Genomic DNA, 15851 nt, shown 5'->3' on the forward strand with positions numbered 1-15851 from the left:
CCGGCTCGCGGCGCCGACGCCGCATCCCCGTGTTCTCGTACATCATCCGCAGGTTGATCAGCGCAGTGATCCTGCTGCTGATCGTCAGCGCGGTCACTTTCGGCATCTTCTTCCTGCTGCCGAAACTGGCCGGGCAGACCACCGACCAGCTTGCCCAGCAGTACATCGGAAAGGCCCCCACGCCCGCGGACATCGCCGCGGTCAAGAAGAATCTCGGCCTGGACAAGCCCGTGTACGAGCAGTACTGGGAATTCCTCAAGGGCATCTTCGTCGGCGTCGACTACAAATTCGGTCCGGAAGCGGCCAAGTGCCATGTGCCGTGCTTCGGTTACTCCTTCAAGACGCATATCGAGGTCTGGCCCGAGATCCAGTCCCGGCTCCCGGTGACGCTGTCGCTGGCCGCCGGTGCCGCCGTGCTCTGGGTCGTCTCCGGTGTCGCCACCGGTGTGCTGTCCGCGCTGCGCCCCGGCTCGGTCTTCGACCGGATGGCGATGGGCGTCGCGCTGGCCGGTGTCTCCCTCCCGATGTTCTTCACCGGCGCCCTGGCGCTGGCCCTGTTCACCTACCAGTGGCCGATCTTCGAACGCAGCGACTATGTGCCGCTGCTGGAGGATCCGTTCCTGTGGGCCCGGACCCTGGTCCTGCCCTGGGTCACGCTGGCCTTCCTCTACTCCGCGCTCTACGCCCGGCTCACCAGAGCGGGCATGCTGGAGACGCTGAGCGAGGACTACATCCGTACGGCCCGCGCCAAGGGCCTGGAGGAGCGCAAGGTGGTCGTACGGCACGGTCTGCGGGCCGCGCTCACCCCGATCATCACGGTCTTCGGTATGGACCTGGGCCTGCTGCTCGGCGGTGCGCTGATCACCGAACAGGTCTTCTCGCTCAAGGGAGTCGGTGCCTTCGCCGTCGAGGCGATCAACGCCAACGACCTGCCGAACATTCTCGGCGTCACCCTGCTCGCCGCGTTCTTCATCGTCATTTGCAACCTGGTGGTGGACGTTCTGTACGCCGCCGTCGACCCGCGGGTGAGGCTCTCGTGACCGACTCCTCCGAGGACAAGACCGCCACAGCGGTGGACGAGCCGGCCGCGGCCGGCTCTCGGACGCCCTCCGCCTTCCTCGAAGTGCGGGACCTGAAGGTGCACTTCCCCAGCGACGACGGCGTGGTGAAGTCCGTCGACGGCCTGACCTTCAGCCTGGAGAAGGGCAAGACGCTCGGCATCGTCGGCGAGTCCGGCTCCGGCAAGTCCGTGACCTCGCTCGCCGTGATGGGGCTGCACCGGGCCTCCCGCCAGCAGCGCAGCAAGGTGAACATGTCCGGCGAAATCTGGCTGGACGGCAAGGAGCTGGTCTCCGCCGATCCGGACGAGGTGCGCCGGCTGCGCGGCCGCGAGATGGCGATGATCTTCCAGGATCCGCTGTCCGCGCTGCACCCCTTCTACACGGTCGGCCAGCAGATCGTGGAGGCGTACCGCGTCCACAACGACGTCGACAAGAAGACCGCGCGCAAGCGGGCGATCGAGATGCTCGACCGGGTCGGCATCCCGCAGCCCGACAAGCGTGTGGACGACCATCCGCACCAGTTCTCCGGCGGTATGCGCCAGCGCGCCATGATCGCGATGGCGCTGGTCAACAACCCCGAGCTACTGATCGCGGACGAACCGACCACCGCCCTGGACGTCACCGTCCAGGCGCAGATCCTGGACCTGATCCGCGATCTGCAGAAGGAGTTCGGCTCGGCGGTCATCATCATCACCCACGACCTCGGTGTGGTCGCCGAGCTCGCGGACGATCTGCTGGTGATGTACGGCGGGCGGTGCGTCGAGCGCGGCCCGGCCGAGAAGGTCTTCTACCGGCCCCAGCACCCCTACACCTGGGGGCTGCTCGGCTCCATGCCGCGCATCGACCGTGATCAGACCGAGCGGCTGATCCCGGTCAAGGGCTCTCCGCCCAGCCTGATCAACGTCCCGTCCGGCTGTGCCTTCAACCCCCGCTGCCCGTACGCGGATGTGCCCAAGGACAACCTCACCCGTACGGTCCGCCCCGAACTGCGCGAGGCAGACGGCGGGCACTTCTCCGCCTGCCATATGTCGCAGGAGGAGCGGGAGCGTATCTGGACCGAAGAGATTGCGCCGAAGCTGTGACCGAGACGACTGACGACCAGAACAAGAAGATCCCGCTCCAGAAGGAGGCGGAGTCCGCGGAGACCTCCAAGGAGTCCTCCTCCGCCGACGCCGAGCCGCTGCTCAAGGTCCGCGGTCTGGTCCGGCACTTCCCGATCACCAAGGGCCTGCTCAAGCGGCAGGTCGGGGCGGTGCAGGCGGTCGACGGCATCGACTTCGACGTACGGCCGGGCGAGACGCTCGGTGTCGTCGGCGAGTCCGGCTGCGGCAAGTCGACCATGGGCCGGCTGATCACCCGGCTCGACGAGCCGACCGGCGGCTCCATCGAGTTCCAGGGCCAGGACATCACCCATCTGTCCACCGGGAAGCTGCGGCCGATGCGCCGTGACGTCCAGATGATCTTCCAGGACCCGTACGGTTCGCTGAACCCGCGGCACACCATCGGCGGGATCGTCTCCACCCCCTTCCGGCTCCAGGGCGTCGAGCCCGAGGGCGGCGTGAAGAAGGAGGTGCAGCGGCTGCTGGAGCTGGTGGGCCTGAGCCCGGAGCACTACAACCGCTATCCGCACGAGTTCTCCGGCGGTCAGCGACAGCGCATCGGTATCGCCCGGGCGCTGGCGCTCAAGCCGAAGCTGGTCGTCGCCGACGAGCCGGTCTCGGCCCTCGACGTCTCCATCCAGGCGCAGGTCGTCAACCTCATGGACGACCTCCAGGAGGAGCTGGGCCTGACGTACGTCATCATCGCCCACGACCTCTCGGTCATCCGGCATGTGTCGGACCGGATCGCGGTCATGTACCTCGGCAAGATCGTGGAGTTGAGCGACCGCAAGGGGCTCTACGAGACGCCGATGCACCCGTACACCAAGGCGCTGCTGTCCGCCGTGCCGGTGCCCGACCCCAAGCGGCGCACCCAGCGCGACCGGATCCTGCTCAAGGGCGATGTGCCCTCGCCGATCAACCCGCCCTCCGGCTGCCGGTTCCGTACCCGCTGCTGGAAGGCGACCGAGGTGTGCACCACCACCGAGCCGCCGCTGGTCGCGCTGCGGACGGGCCATCAGGTGGCCTGCCACCACCCGGAGAACGCGCCGGACCAGGCCCCGGCCGCCGCCGCGGCGACCGAAGGTCCGGTCGGTAAGGCAGCAACCGACAAGTAACACCTGAGGAATTGGCAAAGTCCTGGGTAAAGCGGGACGGGAGAGTGCAGAGTCAGCACGGTTGTTCGAACTTTTTTCGACTTTATCCGTGTGTCCGAAGGGATGGCTCATGGCACTCTCCCGTTCTGCGCGTCGCACCTCCCGCTGGCTCGCCCTGGCGACCGCGGTGGCCTCGGCCGCCACCATCGCCGCCGCACCCGGCGCAAGTCCCGGTGCCCCGGGCGTCGGCGACTCCTACTTCCCTGACCTGGGCAACGGCGGCTACGACGCCCTGCACTACGACCTCGGCGTCAGCTACCACCCCGACAGCGGCCGCCTCGACGGCCGCACCACCCTCACCGCCAGGGCCACCCAGAACCTCTCCGCCTTCGATCTCGATCTGCAGAAGCTGACGGTCGACTCGGTGAAGGTGAACGGCCGGCGGGCCCACTTCAGCAGGTCGGGCGACGAGATATCCGTACGCCCCGACTCCCGGCTGCGCAGTGGCGGAAAGTTCACCGTCACCGTCACTTACCACGGCGTCCCCAAGCCGCTCGGCGGCCCGATCATCTTCGGCTCCGACTACGGCTGGATGAAGACCAAGGACGGCGTCTTCGTCGCCTGCGAGCCGAACGCCGCCTCGACGTGGTTCCCCTCCAGCGACCACCCCGCCGACAAGGCCACCTACGACATCCGTATCGACGCCCCCAAGGGCCTGACCGGTGTCTCCAACGGCCGGCTCATCAGCTCGGGGGAGGCGCACGGCCGCTCGTACGCCCACTGGCGCGAGAAGCGCCCGATGGCGACGTACCTGGCCACCGCCACCATCGGGAAGTTCGACGTCCGTACGGGCACCACGCCCGGCGGCACGCCCATCTACGTCGCCACCGACCCGACCCTGCCCACCGGCAAGGTCGATGTCTACGGCATCACCTCCGAGGCCACCGACTACTGGTCGAAGGTCTTCGGTCCGTACCCGTTCGAGGAGACGGGCGCGATCGTCGACGACATGCCGCAGGCCGGCTTCTCGCTGGAGGTGCAGTCCAAGCCCGTCTACTCGGCGGTCCGCAGCGAGTCGACGATCGTCCACGAGCTGGCCCACCAGTGGTTCGGCGACTCGGTCTCGGTCAAGCAGTGGAAGAACATCTGGCTCAACGAGGGCTTCGCCACGTACGCGCAGTGGCTGTGGGCCGAGCACCGCGGCACCCAGAGCGCCCATGACGCCTTCCGCAAGGCCTACAACGCCCTCCCCGCCGACGACGGCTTCTGGAAGCAGAAGATCGCCGATCCCCAGCGGGACACCATGTTCTCCAGCGCGGTCTACCAGCGGGGCGCGATGACGCTCCAGTCGCTGCGCGAGCGGATCGGTGACAAGGCGTTCTTCAAGCTGCTGCCGGCCTGGACCTCCGCGCACCGCTACGGCAACGCGGAGACCTCCCAGTTCATCGCGCTCGCCGAGAAGATCTCCGGTCAGCAGCTGGACGATCTCTTCGACGTCTGGCTGAACACGGAGAGCAAGCCGGCGCTGCCGGCGAAGTAGGGCCCCGGCCCGTACGGGTCGAGCACATCGACCCGTACGGGTCAGTCGGAGTCCTGCTGTCCCGTACGGGTCAGTCGGAGTCCTGCTGTCCGCTGCGGCTGCGCAGCTGCTGCGGCCGCGGCAGATGCAGCCCCAGATAGACCGCGCCCATGCGCAGCGCGAACACCACCCCCGCCGAGACCGCCGCGGCGGGGGTGGCCCCGACGCCGAGGTGGTGCAGCAGCAGATAGCAGCAGCCGCCGGCCAGTGCGGCGATCGCGTATACGTCCTCGCGCAGCAGCAGCGGCGGGAACTCCCCGCACAGCACATCGCGGATGACCTCACCGGCGACACCGGTCAGCACCGCCAGGATGATCACGGCGAGCGGGGTGGCGCCCGCGTCGATGGCCGCCCGGGCGCCGATCACCGTGACGACGGACAGTCCGACCGCATCGACCACCAGCAGCGATTTGCGGGGCAGCGACCAGAACCGCAGATAGATCATGGTGCCGACGCCGACACAGATGATCACGGTGAGCAGTACCCAGTCGTGCGTCCAGTACAGCGGCTGCCGGTCGAGGACGAGATCGCGCAGTGTGCCGCCGGAGATCGAGGCGGCGAAGGCGAGCACCAGTCCGCCGAAGGGGTCCATGTTGGCGCGGTAGGCGGCCAGCACTCCGCTCGCCGCGAAGGCCGCGACGCCGGCCAGGTAGAGCACATGAAGCATGGCGCCATAATCGCAGGCCCGGAGGGAGTGCTTCCGCGCGAGGCCGTTAAATCTGACACTACCGGTCGGTAACTATCCGGTGTAGCGTGCAACCCATGGCTCTGGTGACCATAGGCAACAGCGAGTTCGACCGCGATACGGCGGTCACCCGTCGCACCCCCGGCGTGTACGACGCCCATCTCTCCGCCGGCTGGACGATCATCCGCGCGGTCAACGGCGGCTACCTCCTCGCCCTGATGGGCCGCGCCCTGGGCGACGCCCTCCCGCACCCCGACCCGCTCTCGGTCACCGCGCACTATCTGACCGCCTCCGTGCCGGGCCCCGCCGTGATCCGCACCGAAGTGGTCCGCACCGGCCGCGCGATGTCCACCGGCACCGCCACCCTCGTCCAGTTCGCGGACGACGGCAGCGAGGTCGAGCGGCTGCGGGTGCTCGCCACGTACGGCGACCTCGGCGCGCTGTCCGACGACGTCCGCACGACCGCCAAGCCGCCCGCCATCCCGCCGTACGAACACTGCCTGGGCCCCGACAGCGCCCCCGGCGAGCGCCCCGCCATCCCCGGCAGCACGGCCATCGCCGACCGGCTCACCCTCCGGCTGGACCCGGCGACCGCCGGCTGGGCCGTCGGCGCCCCGTCCGGCAAGGGCGAGATGCGCGCATGGTTCGGCCTCGCCGACGGCCGCGACCCCGACCCGCTCTCCCTTCTGCTGGCCGTCGACGCGCTGCCGCCCACCGCCTTCGAAATGGGCCTGTCCGGCTGGGTCCCCACCGTCGAACTGACCACCCACATCCGCCACCGCCCGGCCCCCGGCCCGCTCCGGGTCGCGATCACCACCCGCAACCTGGCGGGCGGCTTCCTGGAGGAGGACGCCGAGGTGTGGGACGCCGAGGACCGTCTGGTCGCCCAGTCACGGCAGTTGGCGCGCGCGGTACAGGCGGCGTAGCCCACCGTCCCCGGCGCCGCTGCCGGTGCCCTTTTCGCAGGTGGCTCCGGGTGAACAAGCGGAGACTGTGACGTGAAACCGCGCGCGGTGGCGGTGCGGCTCATGTCAGACTGATCGCCATGGGGGACGTGGCACTGAAGATGGATGACGGAACCGTCGTATGGCTGCGGGCCGAAGTGCCGGTGGCCGACGGGCACTTTGGCGCGGCCCCGGACCAACCCCCGGCCGCCGACGGCGAACTGGAGCTGCCCGACGGGTTCGGGTCCGCGCAGCCGGTCAGCGTGGACAGCCGGGCGGCCCGGGCGCTGACCCGCGGCGGGGAGGTCCTGGAGGAAGCCCTGCGTCCGCTCGGCGGCGTACTCGGCCAGATCCACCGCTCGATCTCCAGCGGCAGCCACCGCCCCGACGAGGTCACCGTGGAGTTCGGCGTCACGCTCGGATCCGATCTGCGCCTCGGTGTGTTCTCCGGCAACGGCGAGGCGAGCTTCAAGGTCTCCGCCACCTGGAACCTCGGCAGTGGCGCGGGTGAACCCGGCGGGACGGCGCCGTGATCGAAGGCGCAGGCCCGGACACCCCGCTCCAGCTCTCCTTCGTCTCCGTGCGCCACGGCGGGCAGGCCGTCGGCGCGGGCGTGCTGGTCGCCGAGCGGCTCGTCCTGACCTGCGCCCATGTCGTCAACAGTGCGCTGGGCAGGGGACGTTTCACCCAGGACACCCCCGGCCACGACGACACGGTCACGCTCCGGCTGCCCCATGTCGCGGCCGGCCGGGATCTGACCGCGCGGGTGGTGCGCGAGATGTGGGTGCCGCCCAGGGCCAAGGCGACCGGGAGGGATCCGGTCGAGCCCGGACGGGTGCCGTACCACGGTGACCTCGCCGTACTCGAACTGACCGCCGCCCCGCCCGACGGCGCCGAACCGGCACCGTTCCTCCAGCACAGCTACGCCAACGAAACCATCGCGTTATGGGCCAGCGGCAATCCGCTGCCCACGGTCCGCGCGGTGCCCCGGGTCTCGGCGCCGCCCTGGATCGCGCTGGATGTGCTCGGCGGCGCCCAGGTCACCGAGGGCTTCAGCGGCGGGCCGCTGTGGGACCGCGAGCGGCAGGCCGTGGTCGGCCTGGTCGCGGCCGTGCACCGGGCCCCCGAGCCGGCCGCCCCCGGGGACCGGCCGACGACGATGTACGCCATCAGCGTCCCGGCCGTCGAGGCCGAACTCCCCGACCTTCCGCCCTCGGCGGTGCCCACCGCCCGGCGCGGGGTGCAGCAGCTGCTCACCGCACTGGAACGCGTACTGAAAGGCCGGGAGGCGGTGCTCGCCTGCGAGCAGCGGCTCGCCGCCCGGCTCGGCAGGCCCTCGGCGGGCCCGGCGGCCGACCTCGAACGGCTCGTCGGCCTGGCGGTCGGCGTCCGCCGCGGTATCCCCGAACTCCTCGACCTGGTACGGGACTACGAGCCACCGGTCCTCGCCGACCCCTACGACCCGCATGCCCGGCCCGGCCTCTACGGCGCCCGCGAGGACTGGGAACGGCTCCGCCGCGCCGCCCGCACGGTCCGCCCCGGCGAGTATCTGACCACCCGCCAACGCCGTGACCTCTCCGGCCTGTTGGCCCACTGCACCCGCACCGACCCTCGCACCCTCCTGGAACGCGTACTGCCGCACGCCCCCGAGTTGCCCGCCGTCACCGGCCTGGCCGATGCCATGGACGCCCTGGAGGGCTTCAGCTCCACCACCGGCGCGCCGGTGCCGCCGCTGCTGCAAGGGGTGGTGCGGATCAGCGTCGAGGAGCGGGCGGCCGGTGCCTATCCCGCCGAGGACCTGGATGCCTGGGTCGAGCGGGTGGCCGCCCGGTCGGGTGTCGACGAGGCGGCGGTCAGCCAGTTCCGTGCGGATGTCGAGGCGGCCGCGACACCGGTGCGCGCCCCCGGCCGGCCGGGCGGCGGACCCGAGGCGCCGGCCACCGCTCCCCGCGTCCAGGTGGAGCTGCTGCCCACCCCCACCGGACGCCGCTTCACGTACCAGATCTGGACCTTCGCCGACCGCCAGTCGCACCGCCTCGCGCTGGTCAGGGACGCCGAGGCGGGCAGCGAGCAGGTGGTCGACGACATCCGCCGGGTGCTGCGCACCGAGGTCAGGGAGGACCCGGAGACCGCACTGGTGGAGTACTTCCTGCCGTCCGCCTGGCTCGGCCTGGACGTCGACTCCTGGGAGTCGCCCGACAGCGACGAGGACGGGCCGTTCGCGCCGGGTATCACCCGCCGGGTGGTGGTGCGCACCACGGAACGCTCCCGGGAGAGCTACGCCGGCTGGAAACAGCGCACCGCGGCGCTGCCGCACGCCAAGCGGCTGGTCCTGGACCACCGGCACACCGACCGCAAGGTCGCCCGCGCGCAGCTGGAAGTGCACCGCGACGCCGGCACGGTGATCGTGTGCTGCGAACCGCACCACCACGGAACGCTGTTGCGGCAGTGCGTTCAGGCGGGCGTCCACACGGTCCTGTGGCACCGCGCCGAACACGGCGAACGCATCGCCCAGGACCTGCTGGCCCTGGTGGACGGCACGGACCACTCCGAGGTCCCCGAGGTGGTGCGCCTGGAGCGGGCCAAGGCGATGGCCGAGCCGGAGAGCGACACCCACCACGGCAGGCGGCTGTCCCTGCTGTACGACGCGCCGGACCACCGGCCCCCGCAACTCGCCCCTGATGCCTGGGTGTTGACGCAACCATGAACGCCTGTGTGGGGGACGCAGCAATGAACGAGGAGAACGTGCGGTGACCGGACAGAGCGCAGCAGGCGCACATGACGACCCGGTGGCGGAGCCGGAGGGCTGGTGGGTCTTCCGCGGCCCGTCGGACCTGCCCGCCCCACCGCCCTGGCGACGCTTTCCGGCCACTCGCGGCACGGCGCCCCGCGCGCCGTACCTCCTGGAGCGCAACGAGATCTCCGTCGTCAACGCCGCGCTGCATCTGCACCGCCCCCTGCTGGTCACCGGCCGCCCCGGCGCCGGCAAGAGCTCGCTGGCCCGCGCCGTCGCCGAGGAGCTGGGCCTGGGCGACGTACTGCGCTGGTCGGTCAACAGCCGCTCCACGCTCCAGGACGCCCTCTACCGCTACGACGCCGTCGGCCGGCTGCGGGAGGCCTCGCTGCGCCGCGAGCACGAGACGGCGCCGCGCGGCTCCGCCCGCCGCCCCAGGGCCCGGCGTACGCCGTCGGCCGGCGACATCGGTCAGTACCTGCGCCTGGGCCCGCTCGGCAGCGCACTGGCCGCCGACCGGCCCCGGGTCCTGCTCGTCGACGAACTCGACAAGGCCGATATCGACCTGCCCAACGACCTGCTGGTCGTCCTGGAGGAGGGCGAGTTCGAGATCCCGGAACTGGCCCGGCTGCCCGAGCACCAGCAGGAGGTCCAGGTCCTGCTGAGCGGAAGCCGGGAGCGGGTGACGGTCCACCGCGGGGTGGTCCGCTGCGCCCACTTCCCGGTCGTCATCATGACCAGCAACGGCGAACGCGACTTCCCGCCCGCGTTCATGCGCCGCTGCGTACGGCTGGATCTGCCGGAGCCGACCGGCGACCGGCTGCGGAAGATCATCGAACACAACCTGGGCGAGCGCGCGGTCGCCGCCGCCGAGGACCTCATCGAGGTCTTCCACCAGCGCTCGAAGACCCAGACGCTCGCCACGGATCAGCTGCTGGCCGCCGTCCATCTGCGGATCAGCGGCGCCGATCTCAGCAAGGAAGAGCTGCTCGCCGCCGTGCTGCACCGCCTCGACGAGCCCATGTCGCCATGATCGAACCACTACGACAGGCGATGTCGGCCGCCGGCTACGACCTCGGGGCCACGGAGCTCCTCGATGTGCTGTGGCTGGCGCGGGTGATGGAGGGGCGCGGGACGCCGGGCGAGCCGCGCGAGACGGGTGAGCCGGGCGAGACGGGCGGTGCGGCGGACCCGGGAGAGTGTGCGGCCGGGGCGGGTGACGGTGCCGGACCTGCGGCTGCCGAGAAGACGGAGGCCGCATCCGGTGAGCCCGCGCGGGCCGACGGGGCGCCCGCCGGGTCCGCCGACGCCTCGGCGTCGGCCGGGCGCCCGGGCGGCACCGATCCCGCACGCCCTGCCGATCCCGCTGATCCCACCGATTCTGCTGATCCCACCGGGCCCGACGATCCCACCGGGCCCGACGATCCCACCGGGCCCGACGATCCCACCGATCGCACGGAGCACGCCGATCCCGCCGATGCCACCGACCCGCAGGGTTCCACCCGCCTCACCGATCACCCTGAGCCCGTGACTCCCGCCGGCCCGCCCCGTCGCGCCCTCTACGCGATGGGCAGTCAGGGCGGCGAGGCGGGCGCCGACCGTGTCCGGCCGGCGCGGGTCCCCGGCGGGCGCGCGCTGCCCGACGCCCAGCAGCTGGGCCGGGCGCTGCGCCCGCTGCGCCGGTCCCGGGACCACCCGCAGCGCACCGTCACCGACATCGAGGCCACCGTCCGGATCGCCGCCGAGACCGGCTTCCTCGACGTCGTCTCCCGCCCGGACCAGGAACGGCGCTGGTCGGCCGTGCTGTTGGTGGACTGCTCGCCGTCCATGCAGGTGTGGGGGCCGCTGGCCGCCGAGCTGCGCGCACTCCTCACCCGGAGCACCGTCTTCCGCTCCGTCCAGGTCCATACGATCGACCCCCAGGACCCGAGCGGCCCGGCGCGGCGCCGGCCGGCCGCGGGCGCGGCGGTGACCTTCCTGCTCACCGACGGCACGAGCCCGGGATGGCGCGCCCCGCAGGCCGTCCGGGCCCTGTCCGCATGGGGCCGCGGCGGCCCGGTAGCCGTACTCAACCCGCTGCCCCGGCGGCTGTGGCGGGGCACCGCCCTGGACGCACGGCCCCGGCTGCTCACCGCACCGGGCGAGTTCGACGGCGTCGGGCGGCTCCTCGTCTGCGATGCGCTCAGCGGTGAGCCCGACCCGGAGGCGGACGGCGTCCTGGCGCTGCCCGTCCTGCATCCGACCGCCTCCGCGCTGGAGCAGTGGGCCGGGCTGCTCACCCGCCCCGGAGTGCCGCACCTGATCGAAACGGCGCTGCTGGACGAGGCGCCGCCGCCGGTCCTGCCGCGCCAACCGCACGGCACCGCCGAGGAGTTGCTGACCCACTTCCGGGGAGCGTTCTCGCCCGAGTCCTATCGGCTCGCCGTCCGGCTCTCCGCGATCCGGCCCCTGACCACACCGCTGATGCAATTGGTGCGGGCCGCCACGATGCGCGACGCGGGCCCCACCCATGTCGCGGAGATCCTGCTCGGTGGCCTGCTGGAGCGCACCGACCAGGGACGGGACGCGGCCGCCGCGCTGACACTGGACCGTGCCCTGGGCGCCCCACCACCGGGCCAACCGGTGCAGCCCGTATACGACTTCCGCCCCGGCGTACGGGAGCTGCTGTTCTCCGGGCTCGGCGCCGAACAGGCCGTGGAGGTCGTCGAGGCCGTCGGCCGGTCCCTGGAGCCGTACATGGGCCGGCTGCCGGACTTCCCCGTCCTGATGGGCGACGAGGAGGGGGAGCTGCGGCTGCATGCGTCGGCGCGGGCCTTCGCCGTCCTCGCGAGTCCGGTGCTGGAGCGGATGGGGGGTGTGGTGCCGGAGCGGCTGGACGGGGTGGTGCCGGGGCAGCGGACCGGCAGCCCGGACAGCGCCGGGCCGCGGTCCGTGCCCGCTTCGCCGCCGCAGCCGGTGCGCTTCGCGGTGCTCGGTTCCGTACGTGCCTGGCGCGGCCGCACCCCGGTCCGCCTGGGCAGCTTGAAGGAGCAGGCGCTGCTCGCGGCGCTCCTGCTGCGGCCCGGGCGCTCCGCCACCGCGCCCGAGCTGGTGGCCGACATCTGGGGCGATGAGCCGCCCCGGAGCGCGCTCGCGACGCTGCACGCATACGCCTCACGGCTGCGTACGGCGCTGGGCGCGGACGTGCTGGCACGCGAGCCGGGCGGCGGCTACACCCTCCGCCGCCCCGGAGCCGGGCCGCACGACCCCGCCCTCGCCCCCGACCCCGACCCGGACCTCGACCTCGACGAGGCCGACCGGCTGATCGCCCGTGCCCGCGCCCGCCACGCCGAAGACCCGGCCGAGGCCCGCCAACTGCGCGATGCGGCACTGGCGTTGTGGGAGGGCGCACCGCTCGCCGGGCTGCCGGGACCGTTCGCCGAGGCGCACCGTGCGCGGCTGGAGCGGTGGCGGAACGACCTCATGGCCGAGGTGTACCGCCCGTTGGCGCAGGACCGCGAACCCGAGCCGGCACCCGTGGCCCTGCCCCGCGCCCTGCCCCCCGCCCCCGAGCACTTCTTCGGCCGTACGAAGGAGATCTCCCGGCTCGTCGAGGAGCTGACCCGCACCGACGGCGACTCGCCGCCCTGCTGGGCCGTTCACGGACCGGCCGGCGTCGGCAAGACGGCGCTCGCGCTGCGGGTGGCGCACGAGGCGGCGGAACACTTCCCGGACGGGCAGCTGTTCGTGGACCTGCGCGACAGCGGACCCGAGCGCCTCACGCTCTGCCGTACGTTGCTGGCGGAGCGCCGCGTCCTGATCGTGCTGGACGATGCGTCCGATGCGGCGGAGACGCTGACCTCCGTGCTGCCGGGCCCCACGGGCACACCGTCGGCCCGGGGCGGCGCCGTACTCCTCACCGGCCGCCGCCGCCCACAGCACCGTTCGCTCACCGGCGCCCTCGCGCTGGACCGGCTGACGGCCGCCGAGGCGCACCGCGCCCTGCCCCGGCGCCCGCTGCTCCAGTGGCTCGACGCCCAGCTCACCCCGCCCGCGCGGCGCGCCTTCCGGGTCCTCGCCGTGCCCGAGGCGGACCTCTCGTCCGCGGTGATCTCGCTCGGCGCCGCAAGCGCGCTTCTCGACACGACGGCGGACCGCACCCGTTCCTCCCTGGACGAGTTGCAGGCGGCCGGTGTGCTCCGCAGGACGGCCCCCGGCCGCTGTCACTACGCGGGTGAACTCCGGGCCCTCGCCCGCGAGACCGCCGTTCAGGAGCTGCCCGAAGCACAGCACGACGAGGCGCTGTCCCGGCTGCTGGACTTCTATCTGGCCCTGGGCCGCCAGGTCCATGAGCGGCGGTATCCCGGGGAGCGGTGGCGGAACGACCTCACCCGCGTCGCGTCGTCCGCCCTCCCCAGGACGGGCCTGCCCAAGATGAAGGACAGCACGTCCGCCCTGGCCGTCTGGGCCGACGAGACGCCCCAACTGCTCGCGCTGGTCCGCCAGATCGCGGTGCGGAGCCCGCGGCATGTCCGGCGCGCCGCGGATCTCCTGCTGCTCGCCCAGGTGACGGCGGATTCCGGGGTGCTCTCCGCGGCGTACGAACCGGCCGCGCGGGCGGTGGCCGAACGGGCCGCCATGGCGGACGACGACCGGGCGGAAGGCCGGGCCCGGGCCGCGCTGGCCGAGGCGTACCTCACGATGGGCAAGTTCACCGAGGCCGAGCCCGAAGCACGGCGGGCGGACCGGCTCGCCGGCCGCTCCCGCGACCCGCTGACCGGCTTCCGCGCCCCGTACGCACGCGCGGTCATCGCCCTCCACCAGGGCAGGCACGACGAGGCGGAGCGCCATCTGACCGCGGTCTGGGAGCGCTGCCGCACCCGCGACGACCAGCTGGGGGAGGCGGCCGTGCTCGGCGCGCTGGCCCGGGTCTGGGCGGCGACCGGCAGCAGCAACGACGCCGTGCTGTTCGCCGAGCGGAGCGTGGGGATCCACCGCCGGACCGGCGGCGACTCCCCACGGCTGGCGCACGGTCTGTACGCGCTGTCCGAGGCGCTGTCGTCGGCCGGCCGGCATGCCGACGCGCTCCGGGAACTGGTCCAGGCCCTGCCGCTGTTCGAGGAGGACCGGCAGCACCTCTGGGCGGGCCGCACCCGCTGCCGGACGGCCGAGGCGATGGTCGCCCTGATCCGGCCGAGCGACGCGGCGGCCGCCGCGGAGGTCGCGGCGAAGCGGCTGCTGGTGCCGGGCGGTGAGCGCTGGCGTGCCGACGCGCTGGTCGCGCTGGGGCACGCGGAGACGGCCCTGGGCCGCAAGCAGGGAGCCCGGGCGCACTGGCGGGAGGCGCTCGCCGTCTACGAGGCGTTCGACGCCCCGGAGGCGCGCGGTGTGCGGGCCCTGCTGCGGGACAAGACGGGCCCGTCGTCGGCCGGTTCGCGCGGACCCGGCGTCTCGCGCACCGCGGACACCGCGAGCACCGGCACGGTCCTGCGCGATCTGACGGCGGCCGTCCGCACCCTCCACGACCGGCTCAGGCTCCAGCAGGCCGTCGTGCAGCCCGACCACGGGACGGCCGACCCGGGAGCCGACCCGGCCGGCGGACCGGCCGCCCCCCGCGGCACCCTCGAAGCCCTGGAGATCCTTGGCGCCGTCGAGGCCGAACTCGCGGATCGGGTCGCCGAGTTCGCGCGTACGGGCCGCCCTCCGCGCGCCGACCTGACACGTCTGCGGTCATCCCTGGAGACGGTGACCTCCCACGAGGCGCTGACGGAGTCGACGTCCGGAGCGGTCGGAGTGGCCGATGCGGCCGCCACGGTCCGCGACCTCGGCCGCCGGCTCACCCGGTAGGAGTCCCCCGGCCCCCCTCACCCTCCCGGAGGAAATCCGCCAGCGCCGCCGTGAGCTCGCCCGGGGCATCTTCCTGCACAAGATGCCCCGCGCCCTCGATGATCCGGAGCCGGGCACCCGGAATCCGCGAGGCCAGCTCGCGGCCCTTCGCCACCGGGATCCAGCTGTCCTGGGCGCCCCAGCAGATCAGTGTCGGCAGCTCGTATCCGCGCGGCCGGTCAGCCTGCCCGCCCGATGTGGATGACGATGATCGTCACCGTGGAGTCGTTGATCTCGTAGAGCGCGCGGTACCTGCCGCTATGGATGCGGCGCAGATCCGGGGAACCGTACGGAAGGGAGCCCGCAGGCCGAGGGGAGCCGGCCAAGAGGTCGATGGACGCGAAAAGCTGACGTAAGCCCTCCGGGTCGTCCTTGAGGAACCGAGCCGCCGTGTCCAGGGCGGACTCGTCCCAGATGATGGTGCAGCTCACTCGGGCTCCAGGCCGAGTCGGGCGCGTACCTCGTCGTGCGGGATGCCGCGGAACGTCCCGGAGGCTTGGCGCGCCCGGTGCTCGTAGAGCGCCAGTGCGTCCTCCAGATCCGCCAACTCCTGTGGGTTTATCAAGACGGCCGCGGCCTGGCCGTGGTCGGTGATGGTGATGCGCTCTCGTGCGAGTGCGGTCCGGCGGACCAGCGATCCGAAGCGCGCTCTGGCCTCTGTCATGGGCACCGTGTCACTCATGTACAGAAGTGTACACTTCTGTACAGTCGAGTGGAGAAGTCCGCGTCTCGAACGAATGCGCCACCGCGCCCTGCCTGCGCCCTGGCGGCGCCTCGTAGAATCGGCAC

At 72.3% G+C, this 15851-nt stretch carries 12 protein-coding genes and 1 pseudogene; 9 read left to right on the plus strand and 4 right to left on the minus strand.

The genetic code is table 11. From position 1 onward, the window contains the following. Positions 1 to 29 precede the first annotated feature (29 nt). The 4 genes from KI385_RS30985 to KI385_RS31000 all read left to right on the plus strand — a co-directional run bounded on the left by KI385_RS30985 (position 30) and on the right by KI385_RS31000 (position 4795). Positions 30 to 1040 carry an ABC transporter permease gene (locus KI385_RS30985; protein WP_238575403.1) on the plus strand — a complete coding sequence of 337 codons (1011 nt, stop codon included), beginning with the start codon at positions 30 to 32 and terminating at the stop codon, positions 1038 to 1040. Further along, the gene (locus KI385_RS30990; protein ID WP_238575404.1) at positions 1037 to 2143 is read left to right on the plus strand and encodes an ABC transporter ATP-binding protein; all 1107 of its coding nucleotides are present in this window, start codon (positions 1037 to 1039) and stop codon (positions 2141 to 2143) included. The genes KI385_RS30985 and KI385_RS30990 overlap by 4 nt, the downstream gene beginning before the upstream one ends. Then, positions 2140 to 3276: an ABC transporter ATP-binding protein gene (locus tag KI385_RS30995; protein WP_238575405.1), complete on the plus strand. Its 1137-nt coding sequence runs from the start codon at positions 2140 to 2142 to the stop codon at positions 3274 to 3276. The genes KI385_RS30990 and KI385_RS30995 overlap by 4 nt, the downstream gene beginning before the upstream one ends. A 109-nt stretch (positions 3277 to 3385) precedes the next feature. Further along, positions 3386 to 4795, plus strand: coding sequence for a M1 family metallopeptidase (locus tag KI385_RS31000; protein ID WP_238575406.1), 1410 nt, complete (start codon positions 3386 to 3388; stop codon positions 4793 to 4795). Positions 4796 to 4865: 70 nt separating this feature from the next. Here the strand turns inward: KI385_RS31000 and KI385_RS31005 are convergent, their stop codons facing one another. Then, positions 4866 to 5501, minus strand: coding sequence for a trimeric intracellular cation channel family protein (locus tag KI385_RS31005; protein ID WP_238575407.1), 636 nt, complete (start codon positions 5499 to 5501; stop codon positions 4866 to 4868). 95 nt (positions 5502 to 5596) lie between these two features. On the opposite strand from KI385_RS31005, the gene KI385_RS31010 reads away from it, so the two are divergent. The 5 genes from KI385_RS31010 to KI385_RS31030 all read left to right on the plus strand — a co-directional run bounded on the left by KI385_RS31010 (position 5597) and on the right by KI385_RS31030 (position 15023). Continuing rightward, positions 5597 to 6445: a thioesterase family protein gene (locus tag KI385_RS31010; RefSeq protein WP_238575408.1), complete on the plus strand. Its 849-nt coding sequence runs from the start codon at positions 5597 to 5599 to the stop codon at positions 6443 to 6445. Positions 6446 to 6564: 119 nt separating this feature from the next. Next, positions 6565 to 6996, plus strand: a complete 432-nt coding sequence (locus KI385_RS31015; protein WP_238575409.1) for a CU044_2847 family protein — start codon at positions 6565 to 6567, stop codon at positions 6994 to 6996. Beyond that, positions 6993 to 9170, plus strand: a complete 2178-nt coding sequence (locus KI385_RS31020) for a VMAP-C domain-containing protein (RefSeq protein ID WP_238575410.1) — start codon at positions 6993 to 6995, stop codon at positions 9168 to 9170. Before KI385_RS31015 ends, KI385_RS31020 begins: the two co-directional genes overlap by 4 nt. Positions 9171 to 9213: 43 nt before the next feature. Further along, entirely contained in the window at positions 9214 to 10230 is a 1017-nt protein-coding gene (locus KI385_RS31025; protein ID WP_238575411.1) for an AAA family ATPase, read from the plus strand. Continuing rightward, positions 10227 to 15023 carry an AfsR/SARP family transcriptional regulator gene (locus KI385_RS31030; protein WP_238575412.1) on the plus strand — a complete coding sequence of 1599 codons (4797 nt, stop codon included), beginning with the start codon at positions 10227 to 10229 and terminating at the stop codon, positions 15021 to 15023. Before KI385_RS31025 ends, KI385_RS31030 begins: the two co-directional genes overlap by 4 nt. Here the strand turns inward: KI385_RS31030 and KI385_RS31035 are convergent. From KI385_RS31035 to KI385_RS31045, 3 genes and pseudogenes are all read right to left on the minus strand, one after another. After that, positions 15013 to 15243: pseudogene (locus tag KI385_RS31035) on the minus strand (alpha/beta fold hydrolase); the annotation flags it as partial. The gene KI385_RS31030 and the pseudogene KI385_RS31035 overlap by 11 nt on opposite strands. Continuing rightward, positions 15242 to 15493, minus strand: a complete 252-nt coding sequence (locus KI385_RS31040; RefSeq protein WP_238575413.1) for a type II toxin-antitoxin system RelE family toxin — start codon at positions 15491 to 15493, stop codon at positions 15242 to 15244. The pseudogene KI385_RS31035 and the gene KI385_RS31040, both read right to left, overlap by 2 nt. Next, the gene (locus tag KI385_RS31045; RefSeq protein ID WP_238575414.1) at positions 15490 to 15744 is read right to left on the minus strand and encodes a type II toxin-antitoxin system Phd/YefM family antitoxin; all 255 of its coding nucleotides are present in this window, start codon (positions 15742 to 15744) and stop codon (positions 15490 to 15492) included. Before KI385_RS31045 ends, KI385_RS31040 begins: the two co-directional genes overlap by 4 nt. Positions 15745 to 15851 lie beyond the last annotated feature (107 nt).

Origin of the sequence: Streptomyces inhibens (assembly GCF_022221585.1) — a bacterium.
Classification (GTDB): domain Bacteria; phylum Actinomycetota; class Actinomycetes; order Streptomycetales; family Streptomycetaceae; genus Streptomyces; species Streptomyces inhibens.

What these genes read in the sequence shown, in the direction of transcription:
- KI385_RS31000 (WP_238575406.1), top strand. Translation starts at nt 3,386, where the DNA reads ATGGCACTCTCCCGTTCTGCGCGTCGCACCTCCCGCTGGCTCGCCCTG.
- KI385_RS31005 (WP_238575407.1), bottom strand. Translation starts at nt 5,501, where the DNA reads ATGCTTCATGTGCTCTACCTGGCCGGCGTCGCGGCCTTCGCGGCGAGC.
- KI385_RS31010 (WP_238575408.1), top strand. Translation starts at nt 5,597, where the DNA reads ATGGCTCTGGTGACCATAGGCAACAGCGAGTTCGACCGCGATACGGCG.
- KI385_RS31015 (WP_238575409.1), top strand. Translation starts at nt 6,565, where the DNA reads ATGGGGGACGTGGCACTGAAGATGGATGACGGAACCGTCGTATGGCTG.
- KI385_RS31030 (WP_238575412.1), top strand. Translation starts at nt 10,227, where the DNA reads ATGATCGAACCACTACGACAGGCGATGTCGGCCGCCGGCTACGACCTC.
- KI385_RS31045 (WP_238575414.1), bottom strand. Translation starts at nt 15,744, where the DNA reads ATGAGTGACACGGTGCCCATGACAGAGGCCAGAGCGCGCTTCGGATCG.